15 protein-coding genes are annotated in these 14,027 nt (G+C 59.4%); 10 read left to right on the forward strand and 5 right to left on the reverse strand.

The features are described 5' to 3' along the window. Positions 1 to 133 precede the first annotated feature (133 nt). On the reverse strand, positions 134 to 535 hold the full coding sequence (locus ACWXTG_RS02125; protein WP_480220523.1) for a Fur family transcriptional regulator: 402 nt from the start codon (positions 533 to 535) through the stop codon (positions 134 to 136). A gap of 80 nt (positions 536 to 615) precedes the next feature. Between ACWXTG_RS02125 and ACWXTG_RS02130 the strand changes: the two genes are divergently transcribed. From ACWXTG_RS02130 to ACWXTG_RS02155, 6 genes are all read left to right on the forward strand, one after another. After that, a complete protein-coding gene (locus ACWXTG_RS02130) occupies positions 616 to 2,484 on the forward strand; it encodes a ribonuclease catalytic domain-containing protein (RefSeq protein WP_480220524.1) in 1,869 nt (622 codons plus the stop codon). Continuing rightward, positions 2,484 to 3,287, forward strand: a complete 804-nt coding sequence (locus ACWXTG_RS02135; RefSeq protein WP_407996433.1) for a polyamine aminopropyltransferase — start codon at positions 2,484 to 2,486, stop codon at positions 3,285 to 3,287. Before ACWXTG_RS02130 ends, ACWXTG_RS02135 begins: the two co-directional genes overlap by 1 nt. Positions 3,288 to 3,305: 18 nt before the next feature. Next, positions 3,306 to 4,463, forward strand: coding sequence for a THUMP domain-containing class I SAM-dependent RNA methyltransferase (locus ACWXTG_RS02140; protein WP_480220525.1), 1,158 nt, complete (start codon positions 3,306 to 3,308; stop codon positions 4,461 to 4,463). Beyond that, entirely contained in the window at positions 4,456 to 4,833 is a 378-nt protein-coding gene (locus ACWXTG_RS02145; RefSeq protein WP_407996435.1) for a nucleotide pyrophosphohydrolase, read from the forward strand. The genes ACWXTG_RS02140 and ACWXTG_RS02145 overlap by 8 nt, the downstream gene beginning before the upstream one ends. Positions 4,834 to 4,951: 118 nt before the next feature. Beyond that, a complete protein-coding gene (gene pepN, locus ACWXTG_RS02150) occupies positions 4,952 to 7,558 on the forward strand; it encodes an aminopeptidase N (protein ID WP_480221193.1) in 2,607 nt (868 codons plus the stop codon). A gap of 170 nt (positions 7,559 to 7,728) precedes the next feature. Next, positions 7,729 to 8,133 (forward strand): group III truncated hemoglobin, encoded by a 405-nt coding sequence (locus ACWXTG_RS02155; protein ID WP_480220526.1) that lies wholly within the window; start codon positions 7,729 to 7,731, stop codon positions 8,131 to 8,133. Positions 8,134 to 8,144: 11 nt separating this feature from the next. Here ACWXTG_RS02155 and ACWXTG_RS02160 read toward each other — a convergent pair whose 3' ends face one another. From ACWXTG_RS02160 to ACWXTG_RS02175, 4 genes are all read right to left on the reverse strand, one after another. After that, positions 8,145 to 8,585, reverse strand: coding sequence for a phytanoyl-CoA dioxygenase family protein (locus ACWXTG_RS02160; protein ID WP_480221194.1), 441 nt, complete (start codon positions 8,583 to 8,585; stop codon positions 8,145 to 8,147). A gap of 3 nt (positions 8,586 to 8,588) precedes the next feature. Continuing rightward, positions 8,589 to 8,888, reverse strand: a complete 300-nt coding sequence (locus ACWXTG_RS02165; protein WP_480220527.1) for a hypothetical protein — start codon at positions 8,886 to 8,888, stop codon at positions 8,589 to 8,591. Positions 8,889 to 8,936: 48 nt separating this feature from the next. Then, positions 8,937 to 9,437, reverse strand: a complete 501-nt coding sequence (gene tpx, locus ACWXTG_RS02170) for a thiol peroxidase (RefSeq protein ID WP_309565025.1) — start codon at positions 9,435 to 9,437, stop codon at positions 8,937 to 8,939. A gap of 95 nt (positions 9,438 to 9,532) precedes the next feature. Continuing rightward, positions 9,533 to 10,678, reverse strand: a complete 1,146-nt coding sequence (locus tag ACWXTG_RS02175; protein ID WP_480220528.1) for an FIST signal transduction protein — start codon at positions 10,676 to 10,678, stop codon at positions 9,533 to 9,535. Positions 10,679 to 11,082: 404 nt separating this feature from the next. Between ACWXTG_RS02175 and ACWXTG_RS02180 the strand changes: the two genes are divergently transcribed. From ACWXTG_RS02180 to ACWXTG_RS02195, 4 genes are read left to right on the forward strand one after another with little or no spacing between them, the layout of a single operon-like run. After that, the gene (locus ACWXTG_RS02180; protein ID WP_309565027.1) at positions 11,083 to 11,463 is read left to right on the forward strand and encodes a response regulator; all 381 of its coding nucleotides are present in this window, start codon (positions 11,083 to 11,085) and stop codon (positions 11,461 to 11,463) included. Positions 11,464 to 11,483: 20 nt separating this feature from the next. Then, positions 11,484 to 11,849: a response regulator gene (locus ACWXTG_RS02185; RefSeq protein ID WP_480220529.1), complete on the forward strand. Its 366-nt coding sequence runs from the start codon at positions 11,484 to 11,486 to the stop codon at positions 11,847 to 11,849. A 1-nt stretch (position 11,850) separates the two neighbouring features. Beyond that, positions 11,851 to 12,375, forward strand: coding sequence for a chemotaxis protein CheW (locus ACWXTG_RS02190; protein ID WP_480220530.1), 525 nt, complete (start codon positions 11,851 to 11,853; stop codon positions 12,373 to 12,375). Between the two features lie 19 nt (positions 12,376 to 12,394). Further along, positions 12,395 to 14,020 carry a methyl-accepting chemotaxis protein gene (locus tag ACWXTG_RS02195; RefSeq protein ID WP_480220531.1) on the forward strand — a complete coding sequence of 542 codons (1,626 nt, stop codon included), beginning with the start codon at positions 12,395 to 12,397 and terminating at the stop codon, positions 14,018 to 14,020. Positions 14,021 to 14,027 lie beyond the last annotated feature (7 nt).

Consider the following 14,027-nt stretch of genomic DNA (forward strand, 5'->3'; position numbering starts at 1 on the left):
AACAAAGTTGCATTTTAGGGTGTGGCGTCTTGATGTGCAACTGTATTGCAATTAATTTTATCTTAAGGGGAGGTTGATGCCTTGGATGCGTAAAGACCGGCCAGCGCCTTAAAGAAAGCCTGGCCTAGAGGGATCAGTTTCTTACGGAATTACAGTGGTCGCATTGACCTTTTATATTGAGTTCGACCGACTCAACGGTAAAATGGGAGGGTACGCTATTGGGAATGCGTGGCTTGACTTCGTCCAGGCAGAATATCTTGCCGCAGGAGGAGCATTCGAAATGCGCATGGTGGTGCTTGGCGTTGCGCTGGGTCAGCTGGAAGCGCCTGGCACGGTCGTCGCCCATGATGGGATGCACGAGGTTGCACTCCACCAGCCAGTCGAGAACGCGATACAGGGTGACGCGGTCGAAGGGCGCTTCCTTGGTCAGGGTTTGCAGTAATTCATGATGCGTGAGCGGGAATTCCGACTCCATCAGGACATTCAATACGGCAACACGTGAGGAGGTCGGGCGCTGCCCAATCTCATGTATCATTCGTTCGGCGTTATGCATAGGCGCTAAATTACAGACAATCATCACGTGCCGTCAACAGGGCACGTCCAAAAAGCAGGATTATGAACGTATTTTTTGAAGAAGAGGGCAGTTTCAAGGTTGCCTCGGTCATGACGGAAAACCCCAGCTCTCTCCAAGTGGAGGCCATTTCTGGCAAGCGCTCCAAGATCAAGTCCGCCAACGTATTGCTGCGCTTCGAGGGCGCATTGTCGGGATTCATGGAAAACGCCAGCACGGAGGCCGAGGGCCTCGATGTCCCATTCCTTTGGGAATGCTGCGGAGAGCCCGAGTTCGGTTTCGAGGAGCTTGCCGAGGAGTATTACGGCGGCAAGCCGACCTCCATCCAGGCGGCTGCCGTCGCCATCCGGCTGCATAGCGCGCCCATGTATTTTTACCGCAAGGGCAAGGGACGCTACAAGGCCGCTCCCGAGGAAACCCTGCAGGCCGCGCTGGCCGGGCTGGAAAAGAAGCGCCTGCAAGCCGAGAAGGTGGCGCAGTATGTCGAGCAGCTCAAGGCGGGGCAGTTGCCGGCAGAGTTTGATGGCAAGGTGATCGACGCCTTGCTCTACCAACCCGACAAGAACAGCCTGGAATGGAAGGCGCTGGAGCAGGCGGCGGGAGAAACCAACCAGCATGTCGTGCGGGTGCTGGCGTCGTGCGGCGCGATTGCATCCGTGCATGACTACCACCTCGGCGCGTTCCTGCGGGAATACTTCGCCGAAGGGCAGGGTTTCCCCGACATGGATACTCCCGTATTGCCGGCGGATCTGCCGCGTGCCGAGGCCGAGGCGTTCAGCATCGACGACAGTACGACCACCGAGATCGACGATGCCTTCACCCTGGTGCCGCTGGCGGACGGCGTGACCAGGGTGGGCATCCATATCGCCGCACCGGCGCTCGGCATCCTGCCGGGCAGCCAGCTGGACCAGGTCGTCATGCAGCGGCTTTCCACCGTCTATATGCCCGGCAACAAGATCACCATGCTGCCGGAAGACGTGGTGACGCCGTTCAGCCTGAACCAGGGCGAGTGGCGGCCGGCGCTTTCGCTTTACCTGGACGTGGCGCCCGACTTGAGCATCATCAAGCGGGAAAGCCGCGTCGAGCAGGTCAAGGTGGCCGAGAACCTGCGCCATGACACGCTGGAGCCTTTCTTCAACGAGAACACGCTGGAGCAGGATACGGGCCATCCCTATTGGCAGCGCCTGCTGTTCCTGTTCCGGCTGGCCGAGTCGCTGGAAAAGGCACGCGGCAAATACGATCCCACGCGCCCGGTCCAGCTCGACTACAACTTCTACGTTGACGACGGACGGGTGCGCATTGTCGGCCGCCGCCGCGGCGCGCCGATCGACAAGCTGGTGGCCGAACTGATGATCGAGGCCAACAGCCATTGGGGCGGCCTGCTGGCCGAGCACAATGTGCCGGGCATCTACCGGGCCCAGAACGGCGGCAAGGTCTACATGACGGTCAAGGCCGAGCCGCACCAGGGGCTGGGCGTGAACCAGTACAGCTGGAGCACTTCGCCATTGCGCCGTGCGGTGGACCTGGTCAACCAGCGCCAGATCGTTGCCGTGGTGCAGGGGCAGGAGCCTGTTTATCCGCCAGGTAGCGACGAGCTGGCGGTGGTGATGCGCAACTTCGACCTGACCTACAACGCCTATAACGAATTCCAGACGCGCATGGAGCGCTACTGGTGCCTGCAATACCTGTTGCAGGAAGACACCCATGAGATCGGTGCCACTGTCTGGCGCGAGAGCCTGGTGCGCCTCGACGGCATGCCGCTGATCGCCAAGGTGCACGGCATGCCCGAGCTGGCGCCCGGCAGCCGCGTGATCATTGAAATCCAGAAGGTCGATACCTTGCTGATCGAGCTCGAAAGCCGCTTCAAGTCGCTGGAGCATGCCGAACCCGCGGCAGAAAGCGAGGCGGCCTGATGTTCAGGGTAGGGCGCAAGATCGCGCGCAGCATACACAAGGCCATTACCAGCGAAGACAGCGTCGATGTGAGCGAGCTCGACGGCGTGCGCTCCCTGCACCTGGGGTCGGACACCATCCAGAGCTCGATGCGTATCAAGGACCCATACGCGCTGGAGCTGCGCTACTCGCGCGGCATGATGGTGTACCTGCTGTTCCAGAAGCAGCCGCGCGACCTGGTGGTGCTGGGGCTGGGCGGCGGCTCGATTCCCAAATACGTTTACCACCACATGCCGCAGGTGAAGACGCGGGTGGTGGAAATCAATCCGCGCATCATCGAGGTGGCGCGCAGCCACTTCTTCACCCCGGAAGACGACGAGCGTTTCGAGATCATCGAGGGCGATGCCGCCGCTTTCCTGCGCGACAACCCGGGCACGACTTCCATGCTCATGATGGATGCCTTCGGCAGCAACGGCTTGCCGCCCGACCTATGCTCGCAGGATTTCTTCGATTCCTGTTTCGAGGCGCTGACGCTGGACGGCATGTGCGCGATCAACCTCTGGGGCAGCGACAAGAATTACGACGTCTACTTGCAGCGTATCGAGACCAGCTTCCATGGCCGCATCCTGGTGATGCCTACAGGCAGGCCCGGCAATGTGGTCGTGTTCGGCTTCAAGCGGGCGCCGAACGACCTGCGCTGGAGCACGCTGCGCGTTCGCGCCAAGGCGCTCGAAGCAGAGCACAAGGTCGAGTTCCTTGAGTTCGTCGAGCGCTTGCGCGAGCACAACCCGAGTACCAGCAACCGCTTGTTGCTGGAATCCTAACAGCCTTCAGGATACCGCATGCATTATCAGTTTTTTGCCACCTGTCCGCGCGGACTGGAATCCCTGCTCGAAGACGAGCTGAAAAGCCTCCATGCGCGGCAAATCAAGCCGACCGACGGGGGCGTGGGTTTTGCCGGGGACATGCTGCTCTGCTACCGCGCCAACCTCGAGAGCCGCATCGCCACGCGCATCCTGCTGCAAGTCGGCAAGGGGCGCTACAGCAACGAGGACGAGCTCTACCAGGGCGCATACAAGATAGACTGGGCGCAATGGTTCGATGTGGAGCAGGATTTCATGGTCAAGGTGACCGGCGTGAAATGCCCGCTCAAGAGCCTGGAATTCGCGACGCTGCGCATCAAGGACGCCATCTGCGACCGCTTCCGCGAGGAAGTCGGCAGCCGGCCCTCCATCGACACACGCGAACCGGACGTGCGTGTGCACGCCTACCTGGGCGCGGAGGAGTACCAGCTTTACGTGGATACTTCCGGCAATGCCTTATATCAGCGCGGCCTGCGCCGCGCCAGCATCGAGGCGCCGTTGCGTGAAAACCTGGCCGCAGGCATCCTCAAGCTTTCCGGCTGGCAGCCCGGCACGCCCTTGCTCGACCCGATGTGCGGCAGCGGCACTTTCCTGCTGGAGGCGGCGATGATCTCCCTGGATATCGCGCCTGGAAGCAACCGCAGCTTCGGTTTCGAGCGCTTGAAGAATTTCAATGCCGGCGCATGGCAATCCCTGCTCAAGCAGGCGAAGAGCCGGGCCAAGCCCGTGACATTCCAGGGTATCTACGGCAGCGACGCGGACCTGCGCGCGGTGAGGGTGACCCGCAAGAACCTGGGGCAGGCCGGATTGCTGGAAGCAGTGCAAATTGCGCATCGCGATTTCACCGAGGCGGTTCCTCCTGCGGCCGAGGGCATCCTGGTCGCCAACCCGCCGTACGGCGTACGCATCGGCGAAGATGAAGAACTGGCGGTGCTCTATCCCAAAATGGGCGAGGCGCTGAAAAAGAAGTTCGCCGGCTGGAACGCCTATTTCCTCACCAACGACATGCGCCTGCCCAAGCTGATGCGGCTATCGCCCACCAAGCGCACTCCCTTGTTCAACGGCCCGCTGGAATGCCGCGTGTTCGAGATCAAGATGGTGGCCGGCTCCAACCGCAAGGAGAAAAGCAATGACTGACGACAGCACCCGGCCGGATTCCCTGGAAAACCTGCGCGCGAGGATCAACCATTTTGTCGCCGAGCGCGAGTGGGACCAGTTCCATACGCCCAAGAACCTGGCCATGGCGATGATCGTGGAAGCGGCGGAAGTGGTGGAGCATTTCCAGTGGGACAGCCCGGCCGAGAGCGCCACGCTGACCGATGAACGCAAGACCGAGGTCGGCCACGAGCTCGCCGATACCTTCGTTTACCTGCTGCGTATTGCCGAGGTGTGCGGCATCGACCTGATTGCGGCAGCCAATGCCAAGATAGACCTCAACGCGAAGAAATATCCCGCCGACAAGGCGCGCGGCAGCAACGCCAAATACACCGCATACCAGGAGCAGTGACAGTCGGTGACGAATGCCTGTCCTTGCGTCATGGCGACGAACGACATGCCACGGACAGGATCTCTTGCTACTATTGAGTCCATCCAACTCCAAATCCAGCCAGGAAGAAACGCCATCCATGTTCCCAGATACCGAAGCCGCGCCAAAAACGATCTACCTCAAGGACTACACGCCTGCGCCTTACCTTGCCTCGCATATTGCGCTCAAGTTCGAATTGTTCGAGGACAAGACCATTGTCAGGTCGGAAGTCGCCTATGTGAAGAACCCGTCGGCTACTTCGAACCGACTGGTATTGAACGGGCAGGACCAAATTGTCCGGGCGGTGGAGTTGGACGGGGCGCCGTTCGACGGCTATGTGCTGGAAGGCGACAGGCTCGTCATCGATGATGCGGCGGAGACATTCACGCTCGCGATCACGACCGAGATACACCCGGAAACCAATACCGCGCTCGAAGGGCTGTACAAGTCCCAAGGCACCTTCTGCACCCAGTGCGAGGCGGAAGGGTTCAGACGCATCACCTACTTCCAGGACCGGCCCGACGTCCTGGGCATCTTCTCGGTGCGGATCGAGGCGGACAAGGCGCATTACCCCGTGCTGCTGTCGAACGGCAACCTGGTGGCTGCTGGCGATCTGGAGCAAGGCCGCCACTTTACCGAATGGCACGACCCGTTCCCCAAGCCTTGCTATTTGTTCGCCCTGGTCGCCGGCGACCTGGTGCGTGTCGCCGATACCTTCCAGACCAGGTCCGGCCGCGATGTGGATCTGCACATCTACGTGCGCCAAGGGGACGAAGGGCAATGCGGACATGCCATGGCGTCGCTCAAGAAGGCCATGAAATGGGATGAAGACAAGTACGGGCGCGAATACGAGCTTGACCTGTTCAACATCGTGGCGGTCAGCGACTTCAACATGGGGGCGATGGAGAATACTTCGCTCAACATCTTCAACACCAAGCTGGTGCTGGCGCACCAGGAAACCGCGACCGATGCCGACTTCATCAGCGTCGAGGCGGTGATCGCGCACGAGTATTTCCATAACTGGACCGGCAACCGCGTGACTTGCCGGGATTGGTTCCAGCTTTCATTGAAGGAAGGCCTGACCGTGTTCCGCGACCAGGAGTTCAGCGCGGACATGAACTCGCGCGCGGTCCAGCGCATCGACGACGTCGACCAGCTGCGCAGGCTGCAATTTCCCGAGGATGCGAGCCCGCTGGCGCATTCCGTGCAGCCCGACCAATTCATCGAGATCAGCAACTTCTACACCATGACCATCTATGAAAAAGGGTCGGAGCTGATCCGCATGCAGCATACCCTGCTTGGCGAGGAGAAGTACCGCCAGGCCACCGATCTCTATTTCCAGCGCTACGATGGCCACGCGGTCACCATCAACGATTTCGTCCAGTGCATGGCGGACGCCTCAGGGCGCGATATGTCGCAGTTTTTCCGCTGGTACAAGCAGGCTGGCACGCCGAGCCTGCAGGCGAGCGGCCGTTACAACCCGGAAGCCGGGCAATATACGCTGACCCTCAAGCAATCCCAGCCGGACACGCCAGGACAGAGTGGCAAGCAGCCGTTGCTGATCCCGGTTGCGGTGGGATTGCTCAATGAAGCGGGCGAGGAGACGCATGCCACCCAGGTGCTGGAGATGACGCAAGCCGAGCAAAGCTTCACCTTCGACGACGTGCCATCGCGTCCCGTGCCTTCCATACTGCGCGGTTTTTCCGCGCCGGTGAAATTGTCCACCGACCTCAGCGACGACGACCTGCGCCTATTGCAGCTCAAGGACACGGACGGTTTCAATAAATGGGAGGCCGGTCAGACCATTGCGTTGCGCACCATTCAGCGAGTCATGGCCGACAATGAAGCGGATATCGCGCAATTCATCGCCGATTTTGGCGTCCTGCTAGAGCAAGGCTTGAGGGAGGACACAGACAAGGCCTTGTTGGCGCGCGCCTTGTCGCTGCCCTCCATCGCGGTCATCGCCCAGGCGCAGGAGGTGGTCGACCCAGCCGCGATCGACCAGGCGCGCACCGCCATCCTCAATGCCATCAAGCGTGCGCACAAGGATACGCTGGCCGCGCTGTACGAGCATAACCGCAGCACGGGCGAGTTCTCCATTTCGCCAGCGGCGATGGGCCGCCGCGCGTTGCGCAACGCCTTGCTGGATTTGCTGACCGTGACCAATGGCACCGGGTGCGCCGCGCGCGGCAAGGCGCATTACGACCAGGCCGACAACATGACAGACCGCGTGGCCGCCTTGTCCAGCCTGGCGGACAGCAACAAGCCGGAACGCGATGAGGTGTTTGCGGATTTCTACGAGCGCTTCAAGGGCTACCAGCTGGTGGTGGACAAATGGTTCTCCCTGCAGGCGATTGCCAACCGGGAAAGCACCTTCGAGGATTTTGCCCGGTTGCGCCAGCATCCCGAATTCAATATCCGCAATCCGAACCGCGTCAGGGCGCTCTATTCGGCGTTTGCCGTGAACAACCCGGTGAAGTTCCACGACCCCAGCGGGCAAGGCTACGCCTTGCTCCGGGACGCGGTCATCGAATTGAACGCGATCAATCCGCAGATCGCCGCGCGCCAGGTAACGCCTTTCCGCGAATGGAAACGCTACACGCCTGTGCTGCAATCCCAGATGCAGGAAGCCCTGCGCGCCATCATGGACACTCCCAACCTCTCGAATGACGTATTCGAGGTGGTAAGCAAGTGCCTGCAGGCATAGATGCCTGTAGCGGCTCACAAGATTTGATGAGCCGCTATGGGCTCTTAAACCCAGCACTTCAATTCAGCTTACTGATTTACGCAGTTTGCCTTGATTGTATTTTGACGGTCAATTGTTGAAACAATTGGTTTTCAAGCGGTTTTCTTAATCGAGCGACGAAGGAGAGAGCAATGGGCAACGATCCGATCTGTACGGAAGACGAAATCAAGGCATTGGTGCATGCTTTCTATGCCGACATCCGTCAGGACGAGCGTTTGGGACCGATATTCAACGGACATATCGCCGACTGGGATACGCACTTAGCCAAGCTGGAGGATTTCTGGTGTGCGATTTTGCTGGGAAGCCGACGTTTTTCCGGGACGCCCATGCCCAAGCATATTGCCTTGCCGGACTTGAGCGCTGAGCTGTTCGAGCATTGGCTAGCCTTGTTCCGCCAAACGCTTGCCGCTCAACCCAACCGGGCCATGCAGGCACAGGCCGAGCTCATGGCAGGCAAGATCGCCAACAGTTTGTGGATGGGCTACCAGATGCACCGCCAACCGGGAGAGTTGCCGGCCTGTCTGGCAACGGACTGACTCAAAGCCCGCTAAAAGTGTCGCGGGCGTGCAGGGCGCCCATTTCCAGCGCCTCCTGAAACCGCAACCTTGCGCTTGCGATACCGAACTGCACGATGACGACATCCCGCTCCCTGTGGCTGCGGTTGGGCGTGCAGCAGGCGCGGATGTATGATCAGTACGTCGCCTGCCTCGACATCCGGGTGGGCAGTAGCGTCTTTATCCAGTGTGTTCTTGTCCATGCTGTCGTCCAGGTGGCTGCCAGGAACGACTGCCGTTCCGCCGTTTTCCTGCGACATGCCTTGCAAGGGAATCAGCAGGCGCAAAAAGTTGTCATCCTCCGGACAGAAAAAGGTGTTTTCATTGTCGCGGTGCCAACTGATGGCCGGGCCTGTTCCGGCGGGTTTTCGCGTCAGGTTGGCGTAGTGGAATACAACCTTGTCGACTTTTGTGTTCAGCAGGTTCGCCGCGATCGACTAAAGCGGCTCTTCCGATAGCAATGAAACAAAGCGCCTGTCCAACGCAAGCATATCTCCAATGATGAAGGGCTCATTGATCAGCTTGCTGCCGTCAATGCCGGGATTGCGTTCGGGTTTCGCCAGGGCGAATTCTCCCAGGCTGACACCGTTCTGTTGCGCCAAAGGCTCATTGGCGCGGTATTGCCTGATGATGGATGCGATGGCATCGCGTGTGCGTTGCAGCCAGGATGGCGAAAGCGCATGCCTGAAAACTTGGAACCCATGCGTGGGGTAACGGGCAGTGTTGCCAGGGTGCATGATGAAGGGGGGAATGCAGCCGCGGGCTGGCCACGGCTGCGTAAGTCGTTACAGTGCGGCTAGTGCGGCGTCGTAATTGGGTTCGTTGGCAATTTCGGATACCAGCTCGCTGTGCAGCACCTTGTTGTTTTCATCGAGCACCACCACGGCGCGTGCAGTCAGGCCCGCTAGGCTGCTGTCGGCGATTTGCACGCCGTAATCCTTGGAGAACTTGGCGGTATCGCGGAAGGTGGAGAGCGTGACGACATTTTCCAGGCCTTCGGCGCCGCAGAAACGGCTTTGCGCAAACGGCAAATCTGCCGAAATGCATAGCACCACGGTATTCTCGAGCCCGCTGGCCTGCTTGTTGAACGTGCGAACCGAGGTGGCGCAGGTGGGGGTGTCGATGCTTGGGAAGATGTTCAATACCTTGCGCTTGCCGGCAAATTCGGCAAGGCCGACCAGGTTGCGTTTCGCATCAGCCAATTGGAAATCGGGAGCGGTTTCGCCTTTTTGCGGTAGGTTGCCGCCGATCTGTACCGGGTTGCCTTTGAGGGTGACGGTTGCCATAAATTAAGTCCTTTTCTATCTGGTTGAGTGGTGTCGGTTATTGACCAGCATCAGTGTTGCTATTGTTGAAGCGTCGTTATTTTAGAGCTCGGCTATCATAACGCTTCGCTCAGGTAACCTATGGTCATGGTCTGGTTGTGCAATACATTGTCCGTGGTGTTGGGCCGCGGACAGAATTCCCCGTAAGAGTAGAAGCCGGTCAGCACGGTCTGGCTGCCCAGCGTTTGCTGTACCGCCTGGATTTCATCCGCGATCTGGTCGGCCATGACCAGTTTGCGCCCGACGCAGCTGACGCACAAGGCCAGGCCGGGCTGGCTGGTATCCAGGTTGCCGGTCACCAGCCTCGCAGCGCCGCTTGCGCCTTCCACCAGCCGGTCGTGCGTGGTTTGGCAGAGGCGCACCGTTTCGCCTTCCTCCACATTGCCTGCGAAGGTGAGGCTGTTTTTTGCGGGGTCGATGGCAAGCAGGGTGCGGACTTTTTCCACTTCGCGCTTGCCTTCCTCGATCACTGCAAAGGGGAAGCGCAGGCCCGAACCGGGCAGGGTCTTGGCATTCTGCTCGCCGATGTACATGCGGTAGAGCGGCAGGGCGGGCTTGCCGTCCATTTCATACACCACGTTTTTTTCCGAGCGCGTGATCTTGCGTGGGGGGCCGTAAGGTTTCCATCCGCCCAATGCCCCGCTGGCGGTGATGAGCTTTTCGCCGTAGAGGCCGATGGCGATGACCAGGCCTTCTTCAACGCTGTCGTTGAGCAATTGCAGTGTCTTGGAAAACTCGGCATTGTCGCCCGCCATGCCACCGACGATCGGGATGTCGCCAAGTACGCTCTGAAAGCCCTGCAGCAATTCCGAGCCGTTGATGTGCAGGCCATCGGAAAAGACCAGGACGGTGCGCAGGCTGTCCGATTTGAGTTGCTTGGCGAGGTTGATGGCCGTCTCGGCCGACGTCTGCATATTATTGGCGCGGGCATGGGTGACGCGCTGCATGGTCTTGTCCCAGGCGATGGCCGTGATTTGCAGGCTATCGTCGGTAACGCCATACGGGCCGATTTCCCCCGAAGTGGTGCAGCCGACGATCTGGGCGGCAGGGTAGCGCTCCTTGAGTTGGGCCGGCAGCTTGCCATCGCTGAAACGCCTGACCGAGCCAAATACCAATACGAGGTTGGCATTGGGTAATGGTGAAGACGATGGCAAATCCTTGATGCTCATCTTCGTCGTGAGGGCTTCCTGTCTGACTAGCATGATCTCCGTTCCCTATACGGCCGCTTATGGTTGGCGCGGCGCTTCTGGTTATTGTTGTTTTGTGCGACTATGCAGATGACGTTCCAAGTCATCGTGCCTGATAGGCAGGTTATTTAACCTTTTTGTTCGCGGATTGACAACCTGCTTTTTATGGCACCGGTATTGCACGGCGTCGAAGTCTGTAGATAGAATGGTGTGAAAACCGGGCGCTTTCTCATGAGCGCCGATAAGGGTGGCTAACAAAATTCAATGCAGCGATCCTGGCTAGGCATCTTGCCGAAAGCGTTACAAGACAGGGCGGACCCAAGAGAGTTTTGCTAGCCGCTCTAAGCCTGCTGCTCAATGCAGCCTGTCAATACAGGGGATAAAGGGTGGGGGAAACTGATCTATCTGGTGTGAAGGTGATGGTCATTGATGACAGTCATACCATACGCAGGAGCGCCGAAATTTTCTTGCGGCAATCGGGCTGCGAAGTGTTTCTGGCCGAGGACGGCTTCGATGCTTTGTCCAAGATCGCCAATCATCTGCCGGACGTGATTTTCGTCGACATCATGATGCCGCGCCTCGATGGCTACCAGACCTGCTCCCTGATCAAGCGCAACGCGCGCTTCAAATCCATTCCCGTGATCATGCTGTCCAGCAAGGACGGCCTGTTCGATCGCGCACGCGGCCGCATGGCCGGTTCCGATCAATACCTGACCAAGCCCTTTACCCAGAATGCTTTGCTGGATGCCGTACGCCAGTACAGGCACAGTCCGGGCGAGCTGACCATGGAACAAGAATGAATGCGACGGGACAAAAATAAATGACGATCAAGAAAATTCTCGTAGTGGACGACTCGGCGACCGACCGCCTGTATTTGAGCGAGCTTCTGCAAAAAGCCGGCTTTGAGGTGAGTACGGCAGAAGACGGCCAGGATTGCCTGGACAAGGTGAGCGCGGCCATACCCGACCTGGTGCTGATGGACGTGGTCATGCCGCGCCTCAACGGTTTCCAGGCGACGCGGTCTTTATCCAAGAATCCCGCCACCGCGCATATCCCCGTCATCGTCTGCACCGGCAAGGAGCAGGCCACCGACCGCATGTGGGCCTTGCGGCAGGGCGCCAAGGACTGTGTCATCAAGCCTGTGGACGCGGACGAGCTGCTATCCAAGATCGCGGAGATCGATTGAGGTGGCTAAATCCAGGCTCAATCTCCAGGCTTATCAGCAAAGCATCTTGGAGCGCCTCCAGCATGTGACCGCCGACACGGGGTCGGACAGTTCCAGGCTGGGCATCCATGCCGGGGGGCAGCGCTACCTTGTTGCCTTGCGGGATATCAGCGAGGTGTTGCCGGTGCCGGAAATCCAGCCCGTGCCACTGGTGCAGCCTTGGTTTCTCGGCATGTCCAATATTCGCGGCAACCTCTATGCCGTCACCGATCTGGCAAGGTTCCTCGGGGTCAGCCATCAGCCATCAGTCATCACGGCCGAGAGCAGATTGCTGCTGGTACATGATGATTTCGACATCAATGCCGGCTTTCTCATCGACAGCCTGGCCGGGCTGCGCAACCTGGAGGATTTCAAGCCGCTGAACATGGTGGCGGATGTGCCATTCCATGTGGCGGCCCGGTACGAAGACGATCAGCATCATCAATGGGAGGTGCTGGATATAGCCCTCATTCTCGAAAAAAAAGAATTTCTGCAGGTAGCCGCCTGACGGAAAAGGGGAGATATTTATGGCAGCGAGTTTTGCAATATTCAAGAACCTATTCGGCAGGAAGAGGGCCGAGGACCCAGCCCTGCCGCAGGTAGGCAAGACCAGCAAGGCAATGCTGGGCGCCTTGCTATTGGCGCTGGTGCTTGCCTTGCTCGGTTTGCTGTTCAACCAGTTGCAGGTGGCCCGCAACAACCACTTCGCCGACATCGCCACCAGCCTGAAGGTGGCGGCGCAGCAAGTGGCGCGGGATGCCGCCTTGAGCGCGGGAGGGGACGCTACCGCCGGCGACCGTCTGCGCACCACGCTGGACCAGGCTTTTGCCCGCTTGGCGGATTTGCGCGAATTGCAGGAGGCTGCCTTGTTGCAAATCAGTGACGTGGCCGAGAACTTCACGCGGCTGGAGCAGGTTTGGAACGACCTGCGCGAGCAAGCCTTGTCCCCAGGGGAATTGGCCCAGCTGGCCTCGCAGAGCGACCTGGCCGTGCAGGCCACGCACCAAACCTGGCAAGCCTACCTTGATCAAGGTAAGGCAGGATGGTGGCTGGCCTTGTCAGTTGTCGCTGGCCTGCTGGCACTGGCCTTGCTCGTGCGCATCGGTTATCAGCAGGTTGCGGGCGCGCGCGGCCGGTTTGAGGAAATCGAACAGACCAACCTCAATAACCAGGAAGCGATCCTCAACTTGCTGGATGAGATGGGCGACCTGGCGGATGGTGACCTGACGGTGAAGGCCGAAGTGGCGGAAAACATCACGGGCGCGATTGCCGACTCCATCAACTACACCATAGACAGCCTGCGCGACCTGGTGACCGAGATCAACCGCGCGACAGAGCAAGTGAACCAGGCGACCGCCCAGGCGCAGGAAACCTCAGCCGCGCTCCTCAACGCGGCCGAGCTGCAGTCGCAGCAGATCACGGAAACAGGCGAGGCGGTCAACCACATGACCCAGTCCATCATGCAGGTTTCAAGCAATGCGGAAGAGGCTTCGGACGTGGCCCGGCGTTCGCTCGATGCGACCAACCAGGGCACGAGGGCCGTGCAGAACACGATCGCCGGCATGAACGAAATCCGTACCCAGATCCAGGAGACTTCCAAACGTATCAAGCGCCTGGGCGAGAGTTCGCAGGAAATTAGCGAAATCGTCGACCTCATTTCCGACATTACCGAGCAAACCAATATCCTGGCCTTGAATGCCGCTATACAGGCGGCGTCCGCCGGCGAGGCCGGCCGCGGCTTCACCGTGGTGGCGGAAGAAGTGCAGCGCCTTGCCGAGCGCTCCTCTGAGGCGACCAAGCAGATCAGCGCAATCGTGAAGACGATCCAGACCGATACCAACGGCGCCGTTGCGGCGATGGAGAAAAGCACGGAGGGCGTGGTGGAAGGCGCACGCCTGTCCGATGCCGCCGGCAAGGCCCTGGGTGAAATCGAGAATGTGACCAATAATCTTGCGCGCCTGATCGAGGAAATCTCGAATGCGACCGAGGCGCAAACCAAGGCGGCTGCCACCGTGAGTTTGAATATGCAGCAGATCCAAAGCATTACGTCCCAAACTTCGGAAGGCACCAGGAAAACGGCCAGTTCCATCGGCCAGCTCACCAGTCTGGCGGAGGAGTTGCGGGCCTCGGTGGCTGGCTTCAAGCTCAATTAGGACATAT

It is taken from the genome of Methylobacillus sp. DLP286 (assembly GCF_056636515.1).

Bases quoted from the DNA above. Each gene is read 5' to 3' on its own strand.
- tpx (WP_309565025.1), bottom strand. From the start codon at position 9,437: ATGGCAACCGTCACCCTCAAAGGCAACCCGGTACAGATCGGCGGCAAC.
- ACWXTG_RS02195 (WP_480220531.1), top strand. From the start codon at position 12,395: ATGGCAGCGAGTTTTGCAATATTCAAGAACCTATTCGGCAGGAAGAGG.
- ACWXTG_RS02180 (WP_309565027.1), top strand. From the start codon at position 11,083: ATGGTCATTGATGACAGTCATACCATACGCAGGAGCGCCGAAATTTTC.
- ACWXTG_RS02135 (WP_407996433.1), top strand. From the start codon at position 2,484: ATGTTCAGGGTAGGGCGCAAGATCGCGCGCAGCATACACAAGGCCATT.
- ACWXTG_RS02145 (WP_407996435.1), top strand. From the start codon at position 4,456: ATGACTGACGACAGCACCCGGCCGGATTCCCTGGAAAACCTGCGCGCG.
- ACWXTG_RS02165 (WP_480220527.1), bottom strand. From the start codon at position 8,888: ATGCACCCTGGCAACACTGCCCGTTACCCCACGCATGGGTTCCAAGTT.
- ACWXTG_RS02175 (WP_480220528.1), bottom strand. From the start codon at position 10,678: ATGCTAGTCAGACAGGAAGCCCTCACGACGAAGATGAGCATCAAGGAT.
- ACWXTG_RS02125 (WP_480220523.1), bottom strand. From the start codon at position 535: ATGATACATGAGATTGGGCAGCGCCCGACCTCCTCACGTGTTGCCGTA.
- ACWXTG_RS02130 (WP_480220524.1), top strand. From the start codon at position 616: ATGAACGTATTTTTTGAAGAAGAGGGCAGTTTCAAGGTTGCCTCGGTC.
- ACWXTG_RS02185 (WP_480220529.1), top strand. From the start codon at position 11,484: ATGACGATCAAGAAAATTCTCGTAGTGGACGACTCGGCGACCGACCGC.
- ACWXTG_RS02140 (WP_480220525.1), top strand. From the start codon at position 3,306: ATGCATTATCAGTTTTTTGCCACCTGTCCGCGCGGACTGGAATCCCTG.
- ACWXTG_RS02155 (WP_480220526.1), top strand. From the start codon at position 7,729: ATGGGCAACGATCCGATCTGTACGGAAGACGAAATCAAGGCATTGGTG.
- pepN (WP_480221193.1), top strand. From the start codon at position 4,952: ATGTTCCCAGATACCGAAGCCGCGCCAAAAACGATCTACCTCAAGGAC.